This window comes from Bacillus sp. TH22 (assembly GCF_016651015.1).
GTDB classification, from domain to species: domain Bacteria; phylum Bacillota; class Bacilli; order Bacillales; family Bacillaceae_G; genus Bacillus_A; species Bacillus_A mycoides.
Map to the genome: position 1 here is coordinate 1,024,810 of NZ_JAEKER010000001.1, position 24,862 is coordinate 1,049,671.

The 24,862-nt window shown below is 33.8% G+C and carries 29 protein-coding genes and 3 pseudogenes; 8 read left to right on the forward strand and 24 right to left on the reverse strand.

The features are described from left to right. Nucleotides 1-14: 14 nt before the first annotated feature. Complete coding sequence (gene bsaA, locus JFU18_RS05095) at nt 15-497, reverse strand: glutathione peroxidase (RefSeq protein ID WP_201033061.1); 483 nt, start codon at nt 495-497, stop codon at nt 15-17. 225 nt (nt 498-722) lie between these two features. Between bsaA and JFU18_RS05100 the strand changes: the two genes are divergently transcribed. The 4 genes from JFU18_RS05100 to JFU18_RS05120 all read left to right on the forward strand — a co-directional run bounded on the left by JFU18_RS05100 (nt 723) and on the right by JFU18_RS05120 (nt 3,227). Next, nucleotides 723-932 carry a DUF3925 family protein gene (locus tag JFU18_RS05100; protein WP_000844974.1) on the forward strand — a complete coding sequence of 70 codons (210 nt, stop codon included), beginning with the start codon at nt 723-725 and terminating at the stop codon, nt 930-932. Nucleotides 933-1,181: 249 nt separating this feature from the next. Further along, nucleotides 1,182-2,153, forward strand: a complete 972-nt coding sequence (locus tag JFU18_RS05105) for an MBL fold metallo-hydrolase (protein ID WP_201033695.1) — start codon at nt 1,182-1,184, stop codon at nt 2,151-2,153. 85 nt (nt 2,154-2,238) lie between these two features. Further along, nucleotides 2,239-2,673, forward strand: coding sequence for a hypothetical protein (locus JFU18_RS05110; RefSeq protein WP_201050283.1), 435 nt, complete (start codon nt 2,239-2,241; stop codon nt 2,671-2,673). Nucleotides 2,674-2,984: 311 nt separating this feature from the next. Next, nucleotides 2,985-3,227 (forward strand): hypothetical protein, encoded by a 243-nt coding sequence (locus tag JFU18_RS05120; protein ID WP_201033693.1) that lies wholly within the window; start codon nt 2,985-2,987, stop codon nt 3,225-3,227. Nucleotides 3,228-3,281: 54 nt separating this feature from the next. On the opposite strand, the gene JFU18_RS05125 is transcribed toward JFU18_RS05120, so the two are convergent. Together JFU18_RS05125 and JFU18_RS05130 are read right to left on the reverse strand one after the other, a co-directional pair. Then, entirely contained in the window at nt 3,282-3,962 is a 681-nt protein-coding gene (locus tag JFU18_RS05125; protein ID WP_201033692.1) for a DUF3600 domain-containing protein, read from the reverse strand. Further along, on the reverse strand, nt 3,959-4,537 hold the full coding sequence (locus JFU18_RS05130) for a sigma-70 family RNA polymerase sigma factor (protein WP_085310713.1): 579 nt from the start codon (nt 4,535-4,537) through the stop codon (nt 3,959-3,961). Before JFU18_RS05130 ends, JFU18_RS05125 begins: the two co-directional genes overlap by 4 nt. A gap of 206 nt (nt 4,538-4,743) precedes the next feature. Here JFU18_RS05130 and JFU18_RS05135 point away from each other — a divergent pair, with 206 nt between their 5' ends. After that, the gene (locus JFU18_RS05135) at nt 4,744-5,730 is read left to right on the forward strand and encodes a quinone oxidoreductase family protein (protein WP_002141439.1); all 987 of its coding nucleotides are present in this window, start codon (nt 4,744-4,746) and stop codon (nt 5,728-5,730) included. A 29-nt stretch (nt 5,731-5,759) separates the two neighbouring features. After that, a complete protein-coding gene (locus JFU18_RS05140) occupies nt 5,760-6,398 on the forward strand; it encodes a zinc dependent phospholipase C family protein (RefSeq protein WP_085310711.1) in 639 nt (212 codons plus the stop codon). Nucleotides 6,399-6,442: 44 nt separating this feature from the next. Here the strand turns inward: JFU18_RS05140 and JFU18_RS05145 are convergent. The 5 genes and pseudogenes from JFU18_RS05145 to JFU18_RS05165 form a co-directional block, all read right to left on the reverse strand. Then, a pseudogene (locus JFU18_RS05145) lies at nt 6,443-6,523 on the reverse strand (VOC family protein); the annotation flags it as partial. Between the two features lie 14 nt (nt 6,524-6,537). Continuing rightward, nucleotides 6,538-7,707: a DEAD/DEAH box helicase gene (locus JFU18_RS05150; RefSeq protein WP_002012513.1), complete on the reverse strand. Its 1,170-nt coding sequence runs from the start codon at nt 7,705-7,707 to the stop codon at nt 6,538-6,540. Nucleotides 7,708-7,726: 19 nt separating this feature from the next. Further along, nucleotides 7,727-8,254 carry a hypothetical protein gene (locus tag JFU18_RS05155; RefSeq protein ID WP_002065080.1) on the reverse strand — a complete coding sequence of 176 codons (528 nt, stop codon included), beginning with the start codon at nt 8,252-8,254 and terminating at the stop codon, nt 7,727-7,729. A gap of 90 nt (nt 8,255-8,344) precedes the next feature. Beyond that, nucleotides 8,345-10,033 carry a formate--tetrahydrofolate ligase gene (locus JFU18_RS05160; protein WP_207192197.1) on the reverse strand — a complete coding sequence of 563 codons (1,689 nt, stop codon included), beginning with the start codon at nt 10,031-10,033 and terminating at the stop codon, nt 8,345-8,347. Nucleotides 10,034-10,126: 93 nt separating this feature from the next. Continuing rightward, entirely contained in the window at nt 10,127-10,807 is a 681-nt protein-coding gene (locus JFU18_RS05165) for a class I SAM-dependent methyltransferase (protein ID WP_002085991.1), read from the reverse strand. A 359-nt stretch (nt 10,808-11,166) separates the two neighbouring features. Here JFU18_RS05165 and JFU18_RS05170 point away from each other — a divergent pair, with 359 nt between their 5' ends. Further along, on the forward strand, nt 11,167-11,505 hold the full coding sequence (locus JFU18_RS05170; RefSeq protein WP_001253195.1) for a hypothetical protein: 339 nt from the start codon (nt 11,167-11,169) through the stop codon (nt 11,503-11,505). A gap of 29 nt (nt 11,506-11,534) precedes the next feature. Here JFU18_RS05170 and JFU18_RS05175 read toward each other — a convergent pair whose 3' ends face one another. From JFU18_RS05175 to ytfJ, 4 genes are all read right to left on the reverse strand, one after another. Beyond that, nucleotides 11,535-11,747, reverse strand: a complete 213-nt coding sequence (locus tag JFU18_RS05175) for a hypothetical protein (protein WP_002012518.1) — start codon at nt 11,745-11,747, stop codon at nt 11,535-11,537. A 69-nt stretch (nt 11,748-11,816) separates the two neighbouring features. Continuing rightward, the gene (locus JFU18_RS05180; RefSeq protein WP_201033690.1) at nt 11,817-12,137 is read right to left on the reverse strand and encodes a hypothetical protein; all 321 of its coding nucleotides are present in this window, start codon (nt 12,135-12,137) and stop codon (nt 11,817-11,819) included. A gap of 51 nt (nt 12,138-12,188) precedes the next feature. Beyond that, nucleotides 12,189-12,965 carry a hypothetical protein gene (locus JFU18_RS05185; RefSeq protein ID WP_002085994.1) on the reverse strand — a complete coding sequence of 259 codons (777 nt, stop codon included), beginning with the start codon at nt 12,963-12,965 and terminating at the stop codon, nt 12,189-12,191. 160 nt (nt 12,966-13,125) lie between these two features. After that, on the reverse strand, nt 13,126-13,551 hold the full coding sequence (gene ytfJ / locus JFU18_RS05190; RefSeq protein WP_016092729.1) for a GerW family sporulation protein: 426 nt from the start codon (nt 13,549-13,551) through the stop codon (nt 13,126-13,128). 131 nt (nt 13,552-13,682) lie between these two features. On the opposite strand from ytfJ, the gene JFU18_RS05195 reads away from it, so the two are divergent. Beyond that, on the forward strand, nt 13,683-14,468 hold the full coding sequence (locus JFU18_RS05195; RefSeq protein ID WP_016092730.1) for a GNAT family N-acetyltransferase: 786 nt from the start codon (nt 13,683-13,685) through the stop codon (nt 14,466-14,468). A 349-nt stretch (nt 14,469-14,817) separates the two neighbouring features. Here JFU18_RS05195 and JFU18_RS05200 read toward each other — a convergent pair. From JFU18_RS05200 to JFU18_RS05250, 12 genes and pseudogenes are all read right to left on the reverse strand, one after another. Further along, nucleotides 14,818-15,611, reverse strand: a pseudogene (locus JFU18_RS05200) (DUF3952 domain-containing protein). A gap of 34 nt (nt 15,612-15,645) precedes the next feature. Beyond that, nucleotides 15,646-16,458, reverse strand: coding sequence for a DUF3952 domain-containing protein (locus JFU18_RS05205; RefSeq protein ID WP_131246660.1), 813 nt, complete (start codon nt 16,456-16,458; stop codon nt 15,646-15,648). 186 nt (nt 16,459-16,644) lie between these two features. Next, nucleotides 16,645-17,439: a hypothetical protein gene (locus JFU18_RS05210; protein ID WP_201033689.1), complete on the reverse strand. Its 795-nt coding sequence runs from the start codon at nt 17,437-17,439 to the stop codon at nt 16,645-16,647. Nucleotides 17,440-17,538: 99 nt separating this feature from the next. Further along, the gene (locus JFU18_RS05215) at nt 17,539-18,363 is read right to left on the reverse strand and encodes a DUF3952 domain-containing protein (RefSeq protein ID WP_201033688.1); all 825 of its coding nucleotides are present in this window, start codon (nt 18,361-18,363) and stop codon (nt 17,539-17,541) included. Between the two features lie 204 nt (nt 18,364-18,567). Beyond that, on the reverse strand, nt 18,568-19,356 hold the full coding sequence (locus JFU18_RS05220) for a hypothetical protein (protein WP_201033687.1): 789 nt from the start codon (nt 19,354-19,356) through the stop codon (nt 18,568-18,570). A gap of 63 nt (nt 19,357-19,419) precedes the next feature. Continuing rightward, nucleotides 19,420-20,202, reverse strand: coding sequence for a hypothetical protein (locus JFU18_RS05225; RefSeq protein WP_201050284.1), 783 nt, complete (start codon nt 20,200-20,202; stop codon nt 19,420-19,422). Nucleotides 20,203-20,384: 182 nt separating this feature from the next. Beyond that, entirely contained in the window at nt 20,385-20,630 is a 246-nt protein-coding gene (locus JFU18_RS29795) for a hypothetical protein (RefSeq protein ID WP_033708124.1), read from the reverse strand. A 225-nt stretch (nt 20,631-20,855) separates the two neighbouring features. Further along, nucleotides 20,856-21,389: a hypothetical protein gene (locus JFU18_RS05230; RefSeq protein ID WP_201033685.1), complete on the reverse strand. Its 534-nt coding sequence runs from the start codon at nt 21,387-21,389 to the stop codon at nt 20,856-20,858. A gap of 116 nt (nt 21,390-21,505) precedes the next feature. Further along, nucleotides 21,506-21,952, reverse strand: coding sequence for a DUF5085 family protein (locus tag JFU18_RS05235; protein WP_002186033.1), 447 nt, complete (start codon nt 21,950-21,952; stop codon nt 21,506-21,508). Beyond that, nucleotides 21,949-22,410, reverse strand: a complete 462-nt coding sequence (locus JFU18_RS05240) for a DUF5085 family protein (protein ID WP_085310689.1) — start codon at nt 22,408-22,410, stop codon at nt 21,949-21,951. The genes JFU18_RS05235 and JFU18_RS05240 overlap by 4 nt, the downstream gene beginning before the upstream one ends. 135 nt (nt 22,411-22,545) lie before the next feature. After that, a pseudogene (locus JFU18_RS05245) lies at nt 22,546-23,329 on the reverse strand (hypothetical protein). 29 nt (nt 23,330-23,358) lie between these two features. Further along, nucleotides 23,359-24,861, reverse strand: a complete 1,503-nt coding sequence (locus JFU18_RS05250; RefSeq protein WP_201033684.1) for a T7SS effector LXG polymorphic toxin — start codon at nt 24,859-24,861, stop codon at nt 23,359-23,361. Between the last annotated feature and the right edge of the window lies 1 nt (nt 24,862).

The following is a 24,862-nucleotide window of genomic DNA, read 5'->3' on the forward strand; positions in this document are numbered from 1 at the left end:
TAGCCAACTCCTAATTATTCCCCAAGCACCTTCTCAATCTCAACCTCTAAATCCACCGGCTTCGTCTGCGGCGCAAAACGCCCTACTACTTTCCCGTCTTTTCCGATTAGAAACTTAGTAAAGTTCCATTTTACTGCTTTCATACCGAGTAAACCTGGTGCTTGTTCTGTCATGTATGTATATAGTGGATGAGCTTTATCACCTTTCACATCAACCTTTGCAAACATCGGGAAGTTTACACCGTAGTTCAATTCACAAAAACTAGTAATATCAGCTTCTGTGCCTGGTTCTTGTCCCCCAAATTGATTACAAGGGAAACCGAGTATTTCTAGTCCTCGGTCTTTATATTTATCATATACTTCTTGTAATCCTTTATATTGCGGTGTAAAACCACATTTGCTAGCTACATTTACAATAAGAAGTGCTTTTCCTTCGTAATCTTTTAACGATTTATCTTCTCCTGTTATTGTTTTAGCTGAAAAATCATAAACTGTCATTGTTCCGACCCCTCTCATCACTATCATTCTATGTTTATACTATACTACATTCGTGAATATACAGCTCTTATTACGTACTCACATACCAGAATGATAGCGCTTTATTTTCGTTCGAAAATTCGACACAATATACTAGACTTTTATGATGGAAAGTTTTACAATTAATTTGTGAACAAAGTGTGACAGTTTATATTTCCATTATAATAGAAAAGGATGGTGTTCATTATGAAAACTGCACAACATGAAACGATTTCAAATCGCGAGTTTTATTTCGTACTATATATGATGTTATTGTATGTTATTGGCTGGGTAATCGATGTAAATGGTTTATTTTTAAGCTCCTACTTTAATTTAGCAGGAGAAATTATGCTTCCGATCGTTGGTGGCATTGTTGGACTGTTCGTTATGTCTATCAATAAAGAACAAACGAGATAAAGTGAAACTTTAATCAGTGGGGGTTTTCTTCATCCCCACCGATTATCAGCCCTCACCAATCGGGCTTTTACGGGCAGTTGATCCCCACCTAACTTCTTTGCTTTCGCTGCATTTTGAGGTGGGGGTCTTACTGCCCGGCGAATAGCGGGATAACTACATTACAAAAGGGCAGAAGACGAGCTTTCGTTTTCTGTCTTTTTCTATTTTTAGCGTATAATAGATACATACCGTATATAAGGAGTGGTAAGTATGAAAAAAGTAGAACAACTATCTTCTCATCTATATCTTATTGATGATTATGACTTACAACATGATGAACGCACCGGTACATACGTTTTATTAGGTGACGATATTACTTTAATTGAAACTTGTGCGGCCCCTTCTCTTCCCTATATTTTAGACGGCTTACAGCAATTACATATTAATTTAAACGATGTAAAAAACATTGTTGTTACACATGTTCATTTAGATCACGCCGGGGCTGCTGGTTTAATGATGGAAAAGTGTCCCAATGCTACTTTATATGTGCATTCTCGCGGTGCTCGTCATATGATTGATCCAACAAAACTCATTTTAGGCGCAAAAGCTGTATACAAAGAAGATTTCGATAAACTATTTGATCCAATTCTTCCTATAGAAGAAGAACGTGTTCATATTGTACAAAATGGTGATACATTACAGATTGCAGAAGAACGCATCCTGACGTTTTATGATACACCGGGACATGCTAAGCACCATATTAGCATTCACGATTCATTAACAAACGGCATTTTTACTGGCGATACAATAGGAATTTACTATAGAGGACTCGCAGACCTTGGTTTAGAACTATATCTACCATCAACGTCCCCTTCACAATTCCAACCAGATGCGATGATTGCTTCTAAAAATCATATTCAAAGTATGAATGTAGATACTATTTATTTCGGCCATTACGGTGCATCATCCAATGTTACAGAAGTATATAACCAACTGGAACATTGGTTACCTATTTTCGTTCATACTGGTAAAGAGGTCTTTGAACAGTATAATGATTTCGATGAAGCGACTAAAGCTTTACAAACTATATTAATGGATAAGATCTCTTCTCACCTTACAAAGGTAAACGTTCCATCAGATCATTCCGTTTATAACATTCTACATCTAGATATAGAAATTAGTGCGATGGGCATTATAGATTATTTCACGAAGCAAGAAAAAGCAAACTCCACTATTAAATAACCGTAAAAGAAGAGATATACAACAGTAGTTATTGTATATCTCTTTTTTCTTTGAATATATTTTGAATAAAGGATGGTGGAATGCAATGCAAAAAGTGATGCTATATCTCTGCTTTACATTATTTATCATCTTATTATTAGTTGTAGGTGTTAAAATTCAATTTTATTTAGATACAGATGCGCAAGTGAACTTTAACGTCTATCCAAGATTATTCTACTTTACACTCTTCCCTCTTTTGGTCGGCATTTTATTACGATTCCTACAATCCATTAATCGCGAAACGAGTAAACAAAACTGGAGCTTTCAACCGGATAAATTTATCGCGATTACGTTGCCTACGCTATTCATTTCCTTTTCTCCAGCTCTACTCTTTTCACCAGTTGGTGCATACCTACCTTATTTAGCTAATATTATTCTTATAAATACAACTTTTGTTACGATAATTAGTTTAATAGCTGGTTATTCCCTTTTAGATTGTTTTATACAAAAAGACAAGGAGAATAGTAAGGAATATAACTAAGTGATTTCCCACTTTCACTTTATTAAGCAAATCAAGATAATTCTGCCCCTAACTTGTATGCAAAAGAACCTAATGTTCAATTTTTAAGTGTCGTTGGTTATGGTGGTTTATTTATAAGTGCAATACTCCTTGTAAGAGTTGCTATACATGCGGTAAGGAAATTTAAGTAATAACAAAACGAGTGTGAAATCGCATAGATTTTATACTCGTTTTTTATTGTTCATATATTTAATTGGTAATAGGAAATTTATGTTAAACTAAAGAAAGTCGTGCACTAAATCAAAATACATTTCAAACAAGGGAGACTTATTATGAAATTAGGGACTTTCTCGTTTCTAACGTTTATCACAAGTATATGTTCTTTCTTTGTTTTAAGAGGACCTAATGCAAATTTAACATTAATTATTGTGCTTCTAAGTATTCTTTCATTACTCGGTATTATTTTTGCGATCGCATCAAAGAATTGGCTATTTAAAATAGTTGGTACGACATTAAATGGAGTCATACTAATATTTGTATATTTCTTATTGCTAGCAAAAGGAATATGTGGTTAATATATTTACGTTTCAATAAGAAAAGCTCACAGCTTAAGCTATGAGCTTTTTTACTTATCTCACCTTTTCATCTACATACTCCATAAACTGTTCTGCTTTAATAAATCTTTCTTTATACGCTTCAGGTACTTCTTCTACTGTTATCCCACCACTCGATTTCGCTTTTACTAATACAGTTTGATATGACATTAACGCTTCCATATATTGTTCATACTCTTCTGAAGTTAATACTTCTTTACTAGATTTATGGCCATTTAATTTATCAAAATACGGCTGAAGTTCCATTTCTACCTTTTTCATTTCCTCTTTTTTAGCTGGTGATAATTGATCATAATCAATATTACCGTTCGAATCCCCGTACTCAAGCTTTGCATTTGTTAATTTCTTTAGTTCTTTTGTAAACTCTTCATATTCCTTCGCACCCATTTCGTCTTTCGCTTGTGATAACTTTGCATTAAAACGCATGTATCCTTCTAATGTTATAGCTTCGGCATGTTTTTTTAAGTTCTCAAAAGATCCGTATATACCATCCGCCATAATAGATTGGTAAGCAAAACCAGTCGTCGGGATTAAAAATGCTGCTGCAATTACTCCTGCAATAAGGCGCTTCTTCCTTTTGTTCCCCCCTCGCTTCATTTTAATCTGAACAATTACTTTTTCTTTTAACTCCGGCGGGGCAATAATCCCCTTCGCTTCTTCTTGTATAGATTCTCTAACTCTACAATCTAAGCTCATTTCACATTCCCTACCTCTCCTAAAAAGATTTCTTCTACTTGCTCTTTTTGACGTAGTTTCTTTAATGCCGCATGAATTCTAGACTTCACTGTACCGATTGGAATATGTAATATTTGTGCTACTTCTTCTTGAGAGTAATCGTGTAAGTATCTTAAGATAATAACTTGTTTCAATTTATACGGTAACTTATGAATGAGTTCGATTAATTTTTGATTTGATATTTTACTTACAACATCGCTAGAAAAATCAATTTGTACTGGTTTTCTTTGCTCTTCTGCTTTTTTTATAATTCGTAATCGCATCCACCTCTTTCTTCTATAAGAATGAATTTGTTTAATTGCAAGTCCAATTAGCCAAGGACGAAATGGCTTCTCGCTATCATATTTACGAAGCGATTCATATAGTTGTATGTATATTTCCTGAACGATATCATCTACATCCGTTTTATCTTCTATTAAAAAATGTGCTGTCTTATATACTTCTTGAATCGTTTTATCATACAATTCGCTATATGCTTCTTTATTGCCTGATAAAGTTAATTGGATTAAATCTGTATACACTGTTTCACCCTTCATGTACCATCCCTCCTTTGTCCTACACTATATATTGGCAAGAAAACGATATTTCGTTCGATTTCTTTCAAAGTTTTTTCAAATAAATTAATATAATGATGCAATAACTTCATAAGCTTCACTTATAACCCTGCATAACAATTATATAATTTTCCAATTCCTAATGAAGATTTAAAATAATATATATAGTCAAATTTAGGAGGATGTATATGAAAGCTATCGTTGTAACTTCATTCGGTGGTCCTGAAGTGTTGAAATATACGGACATGGATATTCCTACAATTTCAGATAATCAAGTTTTAATTCGCGTTGTTGCTACTAGTGTTAATTTCGCCGATATTAAATCACGTTATGGCAAAAAAGGAAACAAATCCTTACCTTTTATTCCAGGGATAGATGCAGCTGGTATTGTAGAACACGTAGGCTCTCATGTAAAAAACATTCATCCTGGCCAGCGTGTCATTACTTTTCCTCAAAATGGCTCTTACGCTGAATATGTTGTCGCGAACGAAAATCTTACTTTTGTATTACCTGATGAAGTTAATTTCCAAACTGCAGCCGCTTGCCCTATCGTATCTTTTACAAGCTATAATTTACTCGCAAATGTTGCAAGGATTCAACAAGGTGAATCTGTTCTAATTCATGCAGCTGCTGGAGGAATTGGTACTACCGCGATTCAACTCGCAAAATTATTAGGGGCTAAAAAAGTAATCGGGACTGTCGGAAGTGAAGCAAAAAGAAAAATTGCTTTAGATGCTGGCGCTGATTATGTTATTTGTCATCAAGATGAAGATTTTGTAGAGAGGGTAAATCAGCTTACACACGGAGAAGGCGTTAATATTGTTTTAGATTCTATTTCTGGAACTGTTTCTGAAAGAAGTTTAAACTGCCTTGCTTATTACGGTCGCCTCGTCCATTTCGGCAATGCTAGCGGAGAAGTTGGTAGTTTTCAAACGAAAGATTTACACGCAAGTTGCCGTTCTATACTCGGCTTCAGCTTTGGCACTACACGGAAAAAACGTCCTGAATTGCTTCAAGAAACTGCGAATGAAGTTTTCCGTTATTTACGCGATGGAAGTTTACAAATTAAGGCTACGAAATCTTTTCCCCTTCAAGATGCAGGGAAAGCACATGAATGGGTCGAAAGTAGACAAAGTACAGGGAAAGTAATACTACACGTTCAGACAGCTCCCTAAAATGAATACATGAAATAGAGGTGTTATTCATGGGATCACGAATTATGCATATCATTATCGCGAGCGGTATTGCTGAGAAACTTTCTATTCAAGATAAAACTTCTTTCTTACTTGGTGGTGTAGCTCCTGATGCTGTTCATTCAAAAAAAGAAAAAGGAACTTCACATTTTTACGCTGGTACAACGAAGAACTATACGAGAAGAATAGATTATGATTCATTTATTCATAAATACGAAGATCATCTGGATTCCCCTTATATTTTAGGTTATTATACCCACCTCATTGCCGATGATAATTGGCTAAGCGGCTTTTTTCTACCTTGGCTTAAAAACAGAATAGAAAACGACGAAACTATCGTACCTATGTACTATAACGATTTTAAATTATTGAACGCACAATTGTTGCATCATTACGATAAAGAACAGCAGCTCTTCGCCCTACTTAATCAAGAGGCTAACATTGTGAATATAGAGGAGATTTCTAGAAAGAATGTTTTAGCTTTTCGGCAATATATTTTTGAAGATATGCTATACCCTGAGCAACACTTGCACGAAAACTTACAAGTGTTTTCATTTGATCAAATCGTTGGTTATATTGAGACTGCAATTGAAAAAGGAACATTTTTTATAGAACAACTCGTTAATAAAAAATTGACTTCAAATATTTAATCCCCCTCATTATTTACGAGGGGGATTTTCACATAACTATATAATTATTTATTTTTTCCCATTACTGCAAAGTAATTCCCTTCACTATCAGCAAAGTTAAACAATTTACCAGTAGGCATAGTTACGTCTTTCTCATTATTTATCTAGGCTTTTTCTTACCAGTAAAAGCTGGTTTCTTTTTCTTTGGTGCTGGTGGTTTCGATTCTACAAATGTTCCTTTGAACATTTCTTGTTTCGTAAACACGATACCTAATTTTTTCGCAAATTGAAGTAATTTACGCTCTTCTTGTTCTGTTACAAGAGAAACAACTGTTCCTTCTTTACCCATACGTCCAGTACGTCCTGAGCGGTGAATATATTGGTCTACTGTGTCTGGTAACTCTAAGTGGATTACGTGTGTTAAATCATCGATATCTAATCCACGTGCTGCAATATCAGTAGCAAGTAATATTTCTAATTTCCCGCTACGGAACGCGCGCATCGTTACTTCACGCTCTTGTTTGCTTGCCTCTGCATGAAGAGCTGCCGCTTTCATTTTACGGAATTTCAGTTTTTGAGTAATTTCATCTAAACGGAATGGATCATTTAAGAAGGCAACTGCTTTTACATTTCCCATATGCATAACTCTTCTAATATAATCATTTTTTTCACGACGTTCACAAACGATATACGTATGTTCAACTAGGCTCTGTGCCTCTGAACGTGTTACACGTACTAATTGTGGTTCAACTGTCAAATCACGTGCCGCATCTTCTGCAGCTTTCGTTATTGTCGCCGAGCAGAATACTAATTGACGATCGCGCATCGTTGATTTAATTACATCAAGTACAGCACCCATCATCTTTTGTTTTACAATTTGATCAAACTCATCAAATACAATCGTTTTCACTTCATGCATCTTTAATTTTTTCATGCGAATCAACTCTAAAATACGTCCTGGTGAACCGACAATAACTCTCGGATGTTTCTTTAATTTTTCAACTTGGCGCTTAATATCCGCACCACCAATTAAAGACGCACCTGAAATATCCGTTCCTGCTGTAAACTTTTGAACCTCTTCATGAATTTGCATAACAAGTTCACGAGTTGGCGCTAAAATTACAACTTGAGGTTGTTTAACTTCAGGATTAATTTTATGTAAAAGTGGTAATAAGTACGCTAATGTTTTTCCTGTTCCAGTTGGAGATTCAGCAATAACGTCTTGTCCTTCTAAAATAGTTGGAATCGCTTGTTTTTGAATTTCAGTAAATTCTTTAAAACCAGCCTTCTCCCAAGCTTGTTGTAAAAATGGTTGCATATCTTTTATCATTTGTTTTTCTCCTTTATCTCTATTTTTGAAGAAAATGTTGTATTGTTCGCACCGTTTCTATCATGTGTGAAATAACAGCTATTAAATCATCAACATGGTCTTCTGTAATCGATTTTTGAAATAGAACCTCTACCTTATTATGATATGAAATCGCTTGCTTATTATATTCGTATGAAATTTTTTGCGTAATCATTCGCTCTTTTCCCCATATAGAATGCAATAAAGTTTCAATTTCTTCGCATCCTATCTCTGGTTGCTCCATTTCGAACGAAAATTCCAGCTTCATTTCACAACCTGGTATAAACTGAGGTACTTCTAATATTTCACCTGATAAATTCTTTGCATCAACAGATAGTGAAAATGTCGCCTCTACCATCGTTTTAAATGTTTCTGTTAGTTGAAATGAAATACTATACATACGACTTAATGAAGCAAGGTCCATCACATCTTTTCGATCCGTTACGAGAATATCACCGTGTAAATCGAAATCATAGACAGCTCCTTCCACAATTACCTTTAAATTTTCAAAAGCAGTTGGATCAAACATAATTTCCTCCAAAAAACAGGCGCCTTTCGATGGAAAGGCGCCACTTGATGTATATATAGTTTACAGATAAACGAGATGAATTACAACCTTTTAGAATAAACCTACTGCTTTTCCATCTTCATTTACATCCATTTGTAGTGCTGCTGGTTGTTTAGGAAGGCCTGGCATTGTTAACATTGTTCCTGTTAACGCAACGATAAACCCTGCACCGATAGATGGTTTTAATTCACGAATTGTAACGATAAAGTCAGATGGGCGACCTAATTTTGTTGCATCATCTGAAAGAGAGTATTGTGTTTTCGCCATACAAATCGGTAGGTTACTCCAACCTTCTCCTTCATATTGAGCTAATTGCTTACGTGCTTTCGGAGCAAATTCAATATCTTTTGCGCCGTACACTTTTTGAGCAATTGTACGGATTTTTTCTTCTAATGGTAATTCTAATTCATAAAGTGGTGCGTAGTTGTTTTCACCTTTTTCAATTTCTTTTAACACTTTCTCAGCAAGGTCAACTCCGCCTTGGCCGCCTTTCTCCCAAACTTCCGTTAAGGATACTGCATAGCCACGCTCATTGCACCATTCTTGTAAGTATGCAACTTCTGCATCTGTATCAGTAATGAATTTGTTAATGGCAATTACGAAAGGAACACCGAAGCTTTGAATTGTTTCAACATGCTTCTGTAAGTTCTCCATACCTTTTGCTAACGCATCTACATTTTCTTCTTTTAATTGATCTCTCGCCACACCACCGTGCATTTTAAGCGCACGAATAGTCGCAACAATAACTACCGCTTCTGGTTTAATACCAGCTGCACGTACTTTAATATCTAAAAATTTCTCGGCACCTAAATCTGCACCGAATCCAGCTTCTGTAATAACATAATCACCTAATTTTGCTGCCATTGTCGTAGCGATAACACTGTTACAACCGTGAGCGATATTCGCAAATGGTCCGCCATGAATGATAGCTGGTGTATTTTCTAATGTTTGTACTAAGTTCGGTTTTAATGCATCTTTTAATAGAAGCGTTAACGCACCTTCTACGCCTAAATCTTTAACTGTTACAGGTTGATTTGAAAAATTATAAGCGACAACAATGCGAGATAGACGAGCTTTTAAATCTTGAATATCTGTTGCAAGGCAGAATACGGCCATAATTTCAGATGCTACTGTAATATCAAAACCGTCTTCACGCGGTACGCCTTGAACCGGTCCACCAAGGCCAATTACTACATTACGAAGGGCACGATCATTTAAGTCAACACAGCGTTTCCAAACGATTTTACGCGTATCAATTCCAAGTGTGTTTCCTTGTTGGATATGATTATCAATGAACGCTGCTAATGCGTTATTGGCAGTTGTAATCGCATGAATATCTCCAGTAAAGTGAAGGTTAATATCTTCCATTGGTACTACTTGAGAATAACCGCCACCTGCTGCTCCGCCTTTTAATCCCATTGTTGGTCCAAGAGATGGTTCGCGGAGTGCAATTACTGTTTTCTTACCAATTTTATTAAAAGCTTGACCTAAACCAACTGTTACTGTTGATTTACCTTCTCCTGCTGGAGTTGGGTTAATTGCTGTTACTAAAACAACTTTACCGTCTTTCTCATCTTGTAAACGCTTAAAAATATCAAGAGATAACTTGCCTTTATAGTGTCCGTATGGCTCTAGTTCTTCTTCTAAAATATTTAAATTAGCTGCAATTTCTTGAATCTTCTTCATACTTGCTTCTTGTGCGATTTCAATATCAGATTTAACTGTTGTAGTAGTTGTCATGTACCCTAGTCCCCCTTTAATTGATTCTGATGATATTGTATCAGTTTTTTGTATTTTCTGCACTTATTTACCTCCTAAAACCCTTCAATTTTGTCATACGTTTTTTAACATAAATACCCATAAAAATGTTAATGCTTGTTGTAACTCTGTAGGTAGCTGACCTAACATCTTCTCATTTACTCCGCGCTTATATACGCCGGTACCATCTACAACTTCAAATCCTTGTTCTTTTGCTAACTGTTCAAATTCCCAAGGCATCATCGTATTGCAAACAACGTCTTTGCCATATAGGCGCGGATAACTGTTCTCTCTCGGTTTTGCTGTCGGTCCTAAAATTGCAATACATGCGTATCCATCTTTCTTTAAAACACGCTTTATTTCATTTAATGCTCGCAACGGCTCCTCGGTCCATTCTAAAGAATTAATTGCCATAATTGCTTCAAATTTCTCATTTTCAAATGGTAATGAAGAAAGATCACCTTTTATAAAAGATAAGTTTGGGTCTTCTCCGCGCTCCTTACCCTTTTGAATCATAACTTCCGATAAGTCCACCCCAACCGCTTTGTAGCCAGTAAGACTTAATTTATATGTACCATACCCATCACCACAGCCAACATCTAAAACTTGTACTTCCTTTTCCACGTACTGCTCAAAAAATGGAATGATTGTACTCCTGCTCCCGCTATCCCACATTTCTTGACTATTTTGATTCCAAAACTCTGCATTGTTATCCCATTTTTTCTCTGCCGATTCATGCCAATTAAACTTCGCCATACATTCCCCTACCTTCACGTATTATCATTCATTTCATTCTACATCATGTTCCAAAATCCCTGTTTATCTTCATAAGGAGATAAAGTGAAACTTTAATCAGTGGGGGTGTTTGTTCGTCCGCCACTGATTATTATTTGAACCAATCGGGCTTTTACGGGCAGCCCGACTCCCATCTAACTTCTTTGCTCCAGCCGAATTTTGAGGTGGGGGTCTTACTGCACGGCAAATAGCGGGATAAACAGGATAACAACGGAATCTATTTTCTCCAATTTTTGCTTTACTTGGGTTTAACTCATACTCATGTTCTGCTTCTTATGAAAGATACTATAGATACACCCAATTGAAAGAGAGGGATGTACATGCGAAGAAAGAGAAATCATCATTTTAAAAGTGGTGAAAAAAACGAAGAGTATGCAGCTGAAATATCTCCAGCTGGTATTCCGATTAGACATGAGCGCAAAGAAATTGCAAATGAAATAGAAGGTACAAACACCGGTGCAATGATAGGCTATGTCGCATTATTTCTTTCGTTATTCTCCATTGCTTTTTATCCTGTTACACTCGGCTCCCTTGCTATTTTAGTTGGCTTGTTAGCTGTCAATTTTGGGGCGAGAACACTTGGATATACCGCAATTGGTTTTGGCAGTTTTTCTGTTTTATTCACTTTACTATATCCGCTTGCTTTATCAGCATTTTAAAAAAACACACCAAGTTATACTTGGTGTGTTCATTCATGATACAACATGATATGACCACATCCACAACAATGCTTCGCTGTAATTTCTTGAAAAACCGGATAATTTTCTTCATCTCTATGCTCAATAAACACCTTTTCAAATCGGTACATGTTTGGCGCATATGCCCAATCTTGTTTCGTACGTGCATATAATGTTGAAGAAAAAAACTCCTCACCACCACAAACGATACATCCCTTCTTCATCAATACCCCTCCTATGCTTGTCTTACTTCATCTATATGAACATAAGCATAAAAAAAAGACCTTCTATTACTAGAAAGTCTTCTCTGAAACAAAAAGAAATGTACCGAATATACCTACTCCGCTATATTCTTTCATAACACCAGCTTCTGTTTTATACGTTTGCTTTACAGTCATAAAGAAAACACCATTTCGTGCATCAATACTTTCAAACTGCAATTTCTCTTTTTTTCCATCTACATTTTGCGTGCATTCAAAGCTACTCTCGTCACATTTTAATGCATACTTATCCTCTAAATACAATTTAAAATCTGATTCTTTCGGACAAGTTATAAGTAATATTGCCACGAGAATAATACTTACAATACCCACAATTGTATAATATTTCTTCATTTGTTCTCCTTTCAAAAGACAAGAAAACTTGACTTCATGCGCCAAGTTTTCTTAGTCTACAACCCATTGCCACTCTTGTTCTTTCTTATCAAAAATGAGCCAACCCGTTTCTGTTGCTTCCGCTTTCAATTCATCGATATTATCTAGTACCTCATCCGTACTTTCGAATGATCCTACTACATATACCGGAATTTCAAGACCTCTTCTCGACTCAATTTTCCCCGCTAAATCAATGTATAACCCATCTTCCATTAACGGCATAAGCCCAAGGATAACTTCCTTTGAAATTGCTGGGAAAATTTTTGATTTTTGGAAGAAAGTAAAACGTTTCTTTCCAAACGAACCGAGTTTATATGGAATCACTTTACTCAGCATTCCTACAAAATCACCGATTCTACGGTAATACACTTTGTTGTACCAACCGTCATCATGTGAAAAATAAACGAATCTATTCTTCAACAATGGGAAGAACGTTCTTCCAAGTGGTTCTTTTTTGTGAGCCAAATATAATAATTCTGCAATTTCTTTTGGCTCTAACTCATCTAAATCGCTTGCATCATCGAAATCTACCCAACAAAATTCATCAAATTCATCAATCTCTGCTTGAATGAGTTTATGTATGTTTTCTTCCTCAACATATTCAAATAAAGTATGATAATGAAAATCTGTCCACTCAAAATTATGCTTTAAAAGCAATACTTGATGAAGCGGTGAAGGGATGTTACTTGCAAACTCTTTAAACGTAATTCCAGATGTAATAAAACAATGACCCCGACGATTACCATTAATATATATCATATTGTTTACTTGGTCAGATCCTCCAGACAAAGCACCTAGCCACCTTCGTTTTATATGTTTCAATTCTATAGCATATTTTAACATGAAAAATTTTAGAAACATAGAAAAAACTTCAAAAACTATTTACAATTTCATGTGTTTTATTACATACTGATTACAAGAAAAAACGCCTGCTTATGAGCAGGCGTTTTTAAAGGATATCATCTGGGTTTTGAGGGTGATTATTTCCCTCTTTCTTTTCTTCTTTTTGGAACATCGATTGAATTTTATCAATTGTTTGCGGAGCTAATTCAATTATTTTTTCTGCTAAATGTGTCGCATTTTGTAGATGCAGAATATTTACTCCATCTTTATTCACTACAAGAAATGCTACTGGTGTAATAGAAACACCACCCGCACTACCGCCACCAAATGCAGGGTTACCGTTCGCTCTTTGTCCATCATTCGTCTGGAAGTCAGATCCTCCTGCTCCAAAACCGAACGCCACTTTAGAAACTGTTAACACTACACCACCGTCAGCCGTTTGAACAGGCTCCCCAACAATCGTATTTACATCGACCATTTCCTTCAAATTTTCCATTGCTGCTCTCATTAATCCTTGAATTGGATGATCCACCGTTCATAACCTCCTTTGTCATATCTTTCCTAGTTTTTCCGAAAGTTGGTGAACTAAACATAAAATTTTATATTGATTTCAAAAAACTTAAGTTGTAATATTTAGAAAAATAAAAAAGAGGTCGATTCGTTATGATGAGAAAATTAACAAAGAAAGATCATAAACAAGTATTTTCTTTTCTAAAAGAAGAAGCAGCCCTTAACTTATTTATTATTGGGGATTTAGAAGCTTTCGGTTATGAAACAGACTTTCAAGAATTATGGGGCGTATTTAAAGAGAATGGAACATTAAAATCCATTTTACTTCGCTTTCACGATACATTTATACCGTATAGTAAAGAAGAGTTTGTGGTTACTGACTATGAGGCACTTCTTTCCGCATATAAGCCGCTTAAACTCTCTGGCAAGTCAACTATTGTAGAAAGATTTGAAACTGCTCCAAGTGTACAACTAGGCGCCAAAAATGAAATGTATTTTTGCGAATGTCTAAATGACAGCAACTTACCTAGCACACCAATTCATGAAACAATTAAACTTGCCTCACTCGATGATATAGAACGAATTATGAAATTACGAAGTGACATCGCTGAATTCCCGGCTGCTAATGAATCAGAAAAAATGTTAAGGCAAGCTATCGAAACAAATACAGGACGTACATATTATATTGAAAAAGACGGCGCAATCATCGCATCCTCCTCAACTTCCGCTGAAAATTCATTATCTGCTATGGTTGTTGGCGTATGTACGCATCCGAACTACCGCGGAAATGGATATGCTTCGCTTATATTGCAAAAAATGATTCAAGACTTTACGAACGAAGGCCGAACACTTTGTTTATTTTATAACAATCCAGCTGCTGGACGAATTTATAAACGCCTAGGGTTTAAAGACATTGGAATGTGGACGATGTACCGATAATAAGGGCTACTCTATATACAGAAATAGTTGTCACTTAGCAATAAAAGCAAATTACAAAAAATTTCACACCGTTATTATGAAGATGAAGAAACTACTTGCGGAGCCATGACTCTAACTAAAAAATGTTATGTATTCAAACTAAATTTGGATAGATAAACGTCCCCAATTGTTACATATAGTCTAGCAATTGGGGCTGCATTTTTATGCTCTAATTCTCTCCAATACAACTAGAAATAATTATTAAACATTCACCACACTAATCTCTCTAAATATTCCATCATGATACAATTAGAAGTAATTGCATCACCTAAAACCTCCTCAACTTTCGGTCTTTCATTCACTTACTTAATCATTTATTATTTTCATATTTCTTTTTATAATTTACATACTCTTTCGTAGCTTCTTGATTATTATTTTTTTCACTACTAAAATACACATATATTTGCTGACTATGTGTTAACATTTTACCTTCATCATTTTGCCTCTTATAGTCAATTGAAATTGTTAATTCTGTTATTTGCATTGGATGTTTTTCATTGTCTATTGAATCGTTAAAGTTAAGTACAATTGATGCATTTTCAAATTTATCATATTGCAATTTTAATTTATCATTAATTATTTCTTGAAATTGCGCTTCTGTTAAAGTAAATCCAACTGAATTTGGTTCATTAATTTTTTTCTGTTACCTCCTGCTTTCAGTTTTAAATCCCCTACACCTTGTAATCTATTAAATATCAATTTCACAGGAGTAACATCCAAATTTGAATCAGATCCTTGACCTTTTCCGTTTTGATACAGCAAGTTTATATTATATTTTTCTTCTTCTTTATAATTATTATTCTTATGTCTATCCTTTTCATCTTTTGTTTTACTTGTTATTCTTTGAGACGTTATTCCATATAACAATTTTTCTTTCAAATTATATATACCTTCAGTAGTTTGATACAGCGTATTATAATGGTTTTCATCACCATTTGTTTCTATAGTAAAATCAACAACTCGTTCTTTCACATACGCATATCCATCATCACTCGCAGACATAACCTTTCTCATATCCCCTTCATCCAAAGCTTTGACAAACGGCTCATAATCTATCTTTTTTTCACCAAAACTACACGCACCTAATAGAATCATTACTATCATAATAATTATTTTATTAATTAATCTTTTGGTCACATTAATCACCTACATAATTAAAATGTCTTTGATAGTTCAAATAGTCTTCTTTTATTTTATTATTACTTTTTTTATCATTAAAGCTTACAAATATTTGCTGTTGTTTTAAAACATTTTCTTTCTTTACACTTACAGCTATTCTTATTTCTAATAGTCCCATAGATCCTTTCTTTGAATCTTTTATAGCATTAAAGTGCAATCCAATTGAGCTACCAATAAATTCATCATATTCTAACTTTAATTTATCGTTTAGTACTTGTTGAAACTGAGATTCTGTTAGACTATAACTAACAATATTCGGTTCATCGAATCCTTTTGTATCTTCTGACGGTTTTAAATCTTTTATTCCCTGTAAGCGATCCATAATTAATTTAACAGCGGACACATCAAATGCTGTTTTTACCGTCTTCACTTCCCCACCTTCATACATAATATTAGTATGATAAATTTCTTCTTCTTTGTAATTACTAATATCCGCCTTTTCTTTTTCATTTTTAATATTTGTAGCTATTTCCTCCGTTGTTTCTCCAAATAATTTTTTCTCAATCGTATTATAAATCCCCTCTGTTGTTTGATAGATTGTTTTACTATGAGTACCGTCTTCTTTTCCCTCAAAAATCCCATATATGCTTCTCTCTTTCACATAAGCATACCCATCATCACTCGCAGACATAACAGCCTTCATATCCCCTTCATCCAACGCCTTTACTAGTCTCTCATGCTCTATCTTCGTCTCCCCAAAATCACATCCACTTAATAAATTTGCTGCTATTGACATGACTATCATCATCTTAACTTTTTTCTTTAACTTCATACTGACACCCCGTTGGTTACTGGTTCATTATATTCCCATTTTGATAGTAGTACACTTCACCTTTACTTACTGGTGTTTTTTTACTCATACAGATTATATTGAAGATACTTTAATTTTTAATAGCATCGATTTATATACAAGCCCTAATTGCTTATATTTTCTATTCGAATTTTCAGAATCCAAAACTTATTTTATTTCTTTCGCTTTCTTTTCCTCTCTCTCTTTATAACGCTTTAAGAATTCCTGGCGTTCTCTTTCATGTTCTTCCCATGAAATATAAAATGATGGAAATTTAAATCTACAATAGGCTAATAATTGGAACTCAGCTGCGCCTATGGCTATCGCGTACATGATGAACGTAAATATAAAGTAACCAAACATTATGCTCAATGAGTAATTATTTTGTATATAAATTAAAACAAGAAGAATTAGTACATAAATTGCCACACCAAACATTACATTTTTCTTTGCCTTATTAAAAAATGAAGTAGATCTTTCTCCCATACTAAATGCACCTTTACTTGCTTGTTTAAAAGTATCAACTGTTGTTACACCATGAACAAGTATTGCTCCTAATACTAGTAAACCTACATAAATAAGCGTAATAAAATTAATAGAATAATTACTCATCCCTGGAAGAACAAATGCCGTAAGACCTATAGTACCTAACTGAAACGCATATAATAATATCACCAATGTCTGGAGCTTTTGAAATTTAAAACGTACCTTAGGGATCAGATATATAATAAAAAAGATTACTTGTAGGCTATATAACAACAATTCCATTCTGACTATTACTGTGTCAAAAAGAGTCGGATAGTAATCCCAGCCAAATCTAATTAATGCTCCAAAAATAAAAAGCATCAATAACGAACTATAAAGCATTCCACCAAACATAAACAACATAGCTCCTTCTGGGCTTAAACGATGTCTACATGTTATTTTAAATTCATCTAAATCTTCTTCTTTTATGTTCCACATTTGTTAACTCTACCTTTCCCCGAACTATAGTATATTACCAAAATAAAGATGCAATTTTCTTAGTCACTAATTTCACATCTTTTATTTTCATCGCCACTCTTAACCATCTCTTTTGTTGTACTGCACCTTATATTTTAAATATTCCTGTCTCGCATCTTGGTTATTATCCTGTTTTCTATTAAAATACGTTATTATTTGGAACATATTTTCTACTACTTTTCCATCCTCATTCTTTTCTTTAAAGTCTATATCTATCCTCATTTGCAAAATTTGTTTTGGATTTTTTGGGGCATCCAGGTGCAATACAATTGTTGCTCCATCAAATTCATCGTATTGTATCTTTAATTTATTATTAATAATATTTTTAAATTCAGATTCAGTTATTCGATATCCCACTGAATTAGGCTGATCAAACTTTTTTATATCATCCTCGGGCTTCATCTTTAGTTTCCCTATCCCATTTAAACGATCTACAATTAAGTTCACGTATGAAACATCTAGATTTGAATCCGGACTTTTCACCTGTCCATTTTCATACTTAACATGAGTACTATAAATAGTTTCTTTTTTATAATTTTCATTTGTCCTTTTTCCCTTGTCTTTTTCTATATCAGTCGCAACTGTTTGTATCGCCTCTCCATATAAACTTTTATCTTTTGTATTATATACACCTTCCGTAGTTTGACGAATTGTTTTACTGTGCTCTCCATCTTCTTTTTGCTCAAACGTACTATAAATACCTCTTTGGGTCACATAAGCATACCCATCATCACTCGCAGACATAACTGTCTTCATATCCCCTTCATCCAACGCCTTTACTAATCTCTCATACTCTATCTTCGTCTCCCCAAAACCACATCCACTTAATAAACTTGCTACTATCGACAAAACTATCATCATCTTAGCTTTCTTCTTTAACTTCATACTGACACCCCGTTGATTTCTCTAGGCATTTTTAGGTTCATTACATTCCCATTTTGATAGTAATATAGTTCACCTTTACTTACCGGTATTTATTTACTCATACAGATTATATTGAAGATACTTTAATTTTTAATAGCATCGATTTATATACAATCCTTTATTGCTTATATATTCTATTCGAATTTCCAGAAACCAAAACTTATTTTATTTCTTTGGCTTGCTTTTTTCCCTCTCTTCATAAAGCTTTACTCTTTTCTGACGTTCTCTTTCATGTTCCTCCCACGAAATATAAAATGATGGAAATTCAAATCTACAATAGGCTAATAATTGGAACTCAGCTGCACCTATGGCTACCGCGTACATTATTAGAGTTCCTCCCGCATACAATCCTAAAATATTTAGTGTATAATCATTATGCACATAAATTAAAATGAGAAGAGTTAACACATAAATTACAGCAAACTTTATTGCAATCCTCTTTGTTTTACTAAAAAATGAAGAGGATTCTTCTCCCTTATTAAATGCCCCTTTACTTGCCTGTCTAAAAGTATCAATAGTCGCTAAAATATGTAAAATGACTGCACCTAAAAATAATAACCCAACATACATTAATGTAATTTGATCAATTGAATAATTTGATATTCCAGGGATTATCAACATTGTAAATGTTATAGTACCTAGCTGAAACGCATATAATAGTACCACGAGTGTTTGTAGTTTCTGAAATTTAAATGGCATCTTAGGAAACAGATAAATAATTAAAAAAATTACTTGAAGACTATAAAGCACTAACTCAAGGCTAACAATTATTTTATCAAAGAGAGTCTGGTAATAACTCCAACCAAACCTTATTAACCCTCCAATAAGAAAAAACATTATTAATGAAATAAAAAACAGCGTTCCAAACACAAACCCTGTAGCCCAATCGGGACTTAAGCGATTCTTGCAAGTACTTTCAAATTCATTTAAATCTTCTTCTTTTATATTCCACATCCAGACTTTTTCACCTTCTATATAGTTTAAATAATTCTCATACACTTAAATTCTATTTCACCCTTATTTACTTTTCGTTTTGAATTTTTTATTTTGTTTTCGAGTTCTCCCACGCATTCTCTCATTTTCTTCCCAAGTCATATTAAATGATTTAAATTTGAATCTACAGTACACCAATAGCTGGAATTCTGCTGCACCAACGGCTACTGTGTACAGTAAAACAGTACCTATTACATATCCAATCAAAGTAGCAATCGCATAATCATTATGAAAATAAATCAAAATAAGTAGGATTAATGTGTATATTGAAGCCACTTTCATCATAGTTTCTTTTGTTTTACTAAAAAAGGAAGCAGATCTTTCATTCATTCTATATGCACCTTCACTTGCCTGTTTAAACATATCAATCGTTGTCACAATATGAACAATCACTGCTCCTATAAATAAGAAACCTACATATACTAATGTAATTCCGTCGATTATATAATCCGAAATTCCAGGAAGAATTAAAGCCGTGAATAATATCGTACCTAATTGAAATGCATATAATAATACGACAATCGTTTGAAACTTTTGAAATTTAAATCGAGCTTTTGGAAATGAATATAGAATTAAAAAAATTATTTGCAAGCTATATAGCACAAGTTCAATTTTAACAATTGTTTTTTCGAATAAAGTAGTATAGTAGTCCCAACCAAACGTTACTAAAGTACCAATAAGAAAAAACATCATAACTGAAACGTACACTATTGTTCCTATCATAAAACCTAAAGCACCCTCAGGGCTTAATCGACTTTTACATGTCACCCTAAATTGATCTAAATCTTCTTCTTTTATTTTCCACATTCAAGTGCCCCACCTTTAACCACATTCACTTAAATCATATAGATTAAAAATAAAAACCTTCTCATTTTAACGAAAAGAGAAGGTTTTCTTGCTGTTATACATTCATGCCATATTCAAAACTTTCCCTCTTCAAATAACGTATTATAGTTGTTAATCTTTAAAATTTTATTTTCGCTATTAATTTAGGCATTTTTACTTTTCTTAAAAAATACCAAATATGCAAATAATGACGAGATTAAGAGGAATACACCCGCCCCTATACCCTCATATATTTTAAAATAAACAGCAGCAATTATCACAAATATTGACATTATTATTATTAGAATCATTGTATATTTCATTATAAATTCTAACGCTTTATAGATAGATACTATTGTCCTTTCAAAAAAACTTTTCTCTGTTTCCGAAAGATTCCGATCCTTATTCAAAATAACACCTTCCCCTCTTTACAAATTGACTTTCGAATAAATTTCCCCTTTCAAAATAAGAACAAAGCGAACTGCAGAACGTAACTACTACCAATACAGATTAATCCAATTGAAAAATCTCATATCGAATTGTTCAATCAATTACATATAGATTTTAGAATAAAAAACCTCCTCATTCTAAAGAGAAGGTTTTATTTATGTTACATCCCCATATACTATTCAAAACTATCTCTTTTGCAATGCTTCATTATGTTCCTTTATCTTATCGCTCAATACTTTAAACTCTAACATCCACTCTGATATTTTTTCAATTTCCTGATCAGTGGATTTTTTCCTATATATAAAACCAATCACTTTAATATCGGAAAACGTTGAATCTCTTACCTCTTCATCTACTGATTCAAATTGAATAATTGCTTTCGTCGTGTTTGATACTTCGACAAGAATCTCATATACGTCAAAGTAAAAAATCATGCGAAATAAACTTGCATTACTTACGGATAAAACTCTTGAAATTTCTCTCAAAAGTTTAGGGTATCGGGAATCTTCCATTCCTTCTTTCACAGATCCAGAACGTAAAGTATCATTAATCATTTCAACAGTACTTTCAGCAGAAATTATTTCATCTAGCATTTCACCAGTTATTATACATTCAGATGCTGAAGCTTTACTCAATATTTTTTGTTTAACTATCTCGGCATTTCTCTCTTTACAATCTTGCTGAAAGTACACTTTTCTTTCTCTAGAAAATAAACCCATACATCCCCCTCACTTTTCAAAGCAAAAATAACACTCGGATTTTATAGAATAAAACCATCCACATATTATTATTTCTATGAAACTTTCTTTTCCCTATAGATCACAAGCTTAAAATATTATTCTTCATTAAATACAGCAATCTTCACTTCAACATACTGTAAAGACTCATCACCGCTAAACACATGATAAATTGGCGAGGCTAAATTCAGATTATTATCCTCCATATACTGAAGCATTTCACCATATACTTGCTCTGTTAATTTTTCATAATCTCCCGTATATCGTTTCATGAGCATCTCATCAACATAATAATAGCTCCTAAATTGAAGTGTTTCTGATGCTGGAATTTTATCTTCATTTACCGGCATAAATAATTCAACGTACATATTTTCATCAGATGGTATATTTTTCAAAGCATAAAACATCGGACCTTTTATTGTTAAATTCGCTGTTGCAATTTCTGACATAAAATGTTCAATTGCTTCTTCCATATCTTCGTAATGAAAATAGTACTCTTTCGAAACAACATTTGTATATGCAATACTTTGTCCTTCAATTATCATTTTATTGTTTCACCTACTTCTATAATAGGAGCATAAATATCTAGCCACATGTCACCGTATACGTCTAAACATACGTGATAAAAACCATTATCTAACTTGATATGATGCTGTTCTGCAAACTCATGTATTAAATTATAAGCCTCCTCAATATCACCATCTTCATCAGTAAATCGAACACTTAATGCCTCTTCAATAATTAATCCATCAACGTATTCATATGCAGAATTCTCCCCTAATTTAACACGTTCATTTACTGGAACAGAATACGTATATTCGCCGTACTCTGGTTCATTGTCCAATGGCTGATATTTAAAAAGAACAGGACCTACAGCATATATTCCATTATGAACAACTTGATTTCTCAGTGCGATAGCAGGTAATAACCAATCTTCTTTTTTTACAATTTGAGTAATACTAATTAAATTTAACAGTGATAACGCTTTATATTGAATTTTCATAATACTTACCCCTTTTACTATTCTTTCTCTTGGCTATATTTTTTATGTTTCTTCAAATGTCACTTACGCTCTCCTTCACATACCTTCCACATTATGGTAAGTGACGAACATTTAAACCTACTATACTCATTTCCTTTACGCCTTACGTTTCGATTTCCCTTTTTTATTTTTCTTTTGATATCTTGGAGTCTCTCTTTTATGTTGCTCCCATGATATGTTAAATGACGGAAATTTAAATCTACAATAAGCTAATAATTGAAATTCCGCTGCACCAATAGCCACTGCATACATTAAAATATTCCCTACTACACCCCCCATTATAAAATCGTCTAAGGCAAAATCATTACGAAAATAACTCAAAATAAGTAGAATTAGTACGTATATTGTGGCCACCTTCATCATAGTTCCTTTTGTATTACTAAAAAATGAAGTGGATCTCTCATCCGTACTAAATGCACCTTTACTCGCTTGTTTAAATGTATCGATTGTTGCCATAATATGGACAATAACTGCTCCTATAAATAATAACCCTGCATATATTAATGCAATCTGGTCAATTGAAGAATTAGCTATTTCAAAAACAATAAAAACAGTGAACCCTATAGTCCCTAATTGAAATGCATATAATAATACGACAAATGTTTGTAACTTTTGAAATTTAAATTGAGCTTTTGGAAATAAATATAGAATAAAAAAGATTATTTGCAGAGCATATAACAACACTTCTAGCTTAACAATTTCAATATCATTGAAAAGAGCTATGCAGTAATCCCAACCAGACTGATAAAACAATAGAAAAAATAGCTATTGAACTATACAGTATTCCTCCAAACATAAACACCGTTGCACCCTCAGGACTTAAACGATCTTTACATGTCATCCTAAACTTATCTAAATCTTCTTCTTTTATATTCCACATCATCTATAAGCACCTTTCGTGTAGTCTAATTACCAAAATACAGATTTTAGTTTTTCTCCTATTTTTAATTTTTCATTTATCTTTTCAGTTACATTTTTCACTCCTTTTTTAACATAATCTATCGCATTATCTTCCCCATTCCATTTTTTATTTAATAGCCATGTACCAACTACCGCCGTACCAGCTCCTACCACAGTACCAAGCGGTGGAAGGAAAAACGACCCCGCTACAGCACCAGCTGCCATCGCTCCAGCATTTGCTCCAATATCTACAGCTGAATCTGTTGCTACATCAACTACATCTTTTAACTGCCAACCACCTTCTTTAGCATCAACAACATTACCTCCAACTGACACAACCGCTCCAAAAATACCTGCTCCTTTCAATATTCCTCCTGCTTTACCTAGGCCTTTAAACGCTTCTTTCCATTTCATAGGATTAATATCCTTTAAGCCGTCTGCCCAAGCAGCTTTAAATGAACTCAGTCCTTTTTTCCCAATCGCGGTAGGCACTCCTTTGTTCTCTCGATCCATCCGAAAATCTGCGTAATTTTGAAACTCTGGTAATTTATAAATATTTCTGCTTGCCTTTTTTATTTGTTCCTTTGTTGTTTTCAAACCCTCGAATTTAAATTCTAATTTATCCTGTAAATATTTGAATAAAACGTCATCTTTATTATCCATTTTAAGTATTCTTTCTGCTAAAACCATATCTTCTTTCTTAGAAGTCGATAATGTATATGCCCCTTTACCTTTTCGGCCTTTAGGATCAAAAAGGGCATCAAAACCCAATTTCTTTGTAACATAATGCATGCGTATGTAGGCATTTAAAGTAGCCTTAGCTCCCTTATTCCCAATATCAAACTTAGTCATGGCATCTGCCAATCCCTTAATGATATTTCCAATTGATGTGTCAGCTAATAGCTTCCCTATTGAAGCGCTAGACAAATTCCCATTATTCACTTTTATTTGTTGCATTCCCTCATCTATCTTACGCATTAATTCATCAAATTCTTGCAGGTCACTTTGCTTACTATTATAAGTCTCTAATTTTTCTAATGTATCACTGATTTCTTTTTGGCTTTTTACAGCACCTTCAGTGATGCTTGATGATGATGGATATTGAATTGCGACGATGTCACTAATCGTACCTACTGTTTTTTTTGCCTCTTCATTAGAGTGGCTGAATCCCTCACTATATCCATTAACTTTTTTCTTTACATCATCCAAATAACTTCCATGAATTTTCGCATCTGCATCACTGTCAACCTCACTGTTAAATTCCTCTATTGCTTTTTGAAATTGACTTTTTAACATTTCCGCTGTAACTGTAAATCCAGTGATAACAGCTCCATGAACTGTAGATAAATGATTCTTAATAGTATCAGCAGCTTTCCCTTGAAAAGAGTTAATTTGTGTAAAGTCCTCTATTTTTTGCTGCAATGTTTCCAAATGTTGATTTAACTCTTCAGCACTTGAATTAAAGCGCTCTTGCAGTTCTTTTACTTCTTGTAACTCTATGATTTTGCTCATA